Source organism: Kitasatospora sp. NPDC036755, from assembly GCF_040636595.1.
In the GTDB taxonomy this organism is placed as follows: Bacteria; Actinomycetota; Actinomycetes; order Streptomycetales; family Streptomycetaceae; genus Kitasatospora.
In genome coordinates this window covers 1-1,756 of the sequence record NZ_JBEZUT010000646.1, presented here as the reverse complement: position 1 = coordinate 1,756, position 1,756 = coordinate 1, and the positions used below count along the sequence as shown (strand labels likewise).

Sequence of the window (1,756 nt, the reverse complement as noted above, 5' to 3'; positions counted from 1 at the left end):
GGCCGAGACGCTGTTCATCGTCGCCTCGAAGACCTTCACCACCATCGAGACCATCACCAACGCGGTCTCCGCGCGGGCCGCCGACGCCGCCCACCTCGCGGCCAAGGACGAGAAGAAGAAGAAGGGTTTCTTCGCCAAACTGGGCAAGTTCCTGCTGGTCGTGGTCATCCTGATCATCCTGTTCGTCGTGCTGCTGATCGTCGGGATCATCTACGCGGCCAAGCGGATCTTCAGCCGCCGCAAGTAGCCGCCGGCCGTCCGCGGCCGGGGGCGACCACGGCCGGGGGCGATCACGGCCGCGAGCCACCGCGGCCGGGCCCGGGCGTCGCCGCCGCCTCCCGGGCGGCGGGCCGGAACGACCGCCCGGGGCGGGCCACCTGACGGCGATTGGCCCTGGCCCGGGCGTCGGACCCGCCCCAAGGATGGGCGCCATGAGCGACTTCCACTCCCGCCAGGCCCCCGACTCCCGCCAGGCCCCCGACTCCCGCCGGGCCCCCGACGAGCTGCGCCCCGAGAGCCGGGTCGTCCACCCGCCGCTCGCCGAGGTCACCGGCAGCCGTCCGCTGGGCGTCCCGCTGCACCAGGGCCACCTGTTCGCCTTCGACACCGGCGAGGCGCTCGCCGGGGCCCACGGGGGACCGGACGGCGCCTTCTTCTACAACCGCTTCGGCAACCCCACCGTCCGCTCGCTGGAACAGGCCGTCGCCGGGCTGGAGGGCGGCACCGGAGCCCTCGCCACCGCCTCCGGCATGGGCGCGATCAGCACCGCACTGCTCGCCCTGCTGCGCGCCGGCGACCACGTGATCGCCCAGCGCAGCCTGTACGGCGGCACCGTCGGCGCGCTGACCGACCTCACCGAGCGCTGGGGCGTCGAGGTGAGCTACGTGAGCGGCGACGACCCGGCGGAGGCGGCGGCCGCGCTGCGGCCCCGCACCCGGGTGCTGTTCCTGGAGACCGTCTCCAACCCCACCACGCGGGTCACCGACCTGCCCGGGCTGATCGCCGCGGCCCGGCGGGCCGGGGTGGTGAGCGTGGTGGACAACACCTTCGCGACGCCGCTGCTGTGCCGCCCGATCGAACACGGCGCGGACATCGTCATCCACTCCGTGACCAAGTACCTCGGCGGGCACTCGGACGTCCTCGGCGGGATCGCCGTGTTCGCCGACCCAGAACTGCGCGACCGGGTGTGGCGGCGCTCGCTCGAACTCGGCGCCTCCGCCGACCCGTTCGCCGCCTGGCTGACCCTGCGCGGCATGCAGACCCTGGCCCTGCGGGTCCGCCGCCAGTGCGAGACCGCACTGGACCTGGCCGGCCGGCTCGCCGACCACCCCTCCGTCACCGCCGTCCACTACCCGGGCCTGCCCACCCACCCCGACCACGAACGCGCCCGCCGCCTGCTGCCCGATGGCCACGGCGGCGTCCTGGCCTTCGACCTGGCCGGCGGCCGGGAGGCGGCCGCGACGTTCACCGAGTCCGTCCGGCTCGCCTCGCTGGCCCCGTCCCTGGGCGACGTGCACACCCTGGTGCTGCACCCGGCCAGTACCTCCCACCGGCAGCTGTCGGACGGGGAGTTGGCGGCGGTCGGCATCGGCCCGGGGACGGTGCGGGTGTCGGTGGGCATCGAGCACCCGGAGGACATCTGGGCGGACGTGCGGCGGGCGCTGGCGAAGGTGTGAGCCCGGGGCGCGGGGCGAGCATCATGCGCTTCTGTGACTCGGGCAGCCACTCGGCGTCCGTCAGGCGGTAGTGCACCCGC

Annotated in this window: 1 protein-coding gene and 1 pseudogene; both read left to right on the top strand. The window is 74.7% G+C overall.

The genetic code is table 11. From position 1 onward, the window contains the following. A pseudogene (locus AB0E96_RS40905) lies at positions 1–247 on the top strand (hypothetical protein); the annotation flags it as partial. A 184-nt stretch (positions 248–431) separates the two neighbouring features. After that, positions 432–1,676, top strand: a complete 1,245-nt coding sequence (locus AB0E96_RS40900) for an aminotransferase class I/II-fold pyridoxal phosphate-dependent enzyme (protein ID WP_359831893.1) — start codon at positions 432–434, stop codon at positions 1,674–1,676. Positions 1,677–1,756 lie beyond the last annotated feature (80 nt).

Coding starts and splice junctions, on each gene's coding strand:
- AB0E96_RS40900 (WP_359831893.1), top strand. CDS start 432: ATGAGCGACTTCCACTCCCGCCAGGCCCCCGACTCCCGCCAGGCCCCC.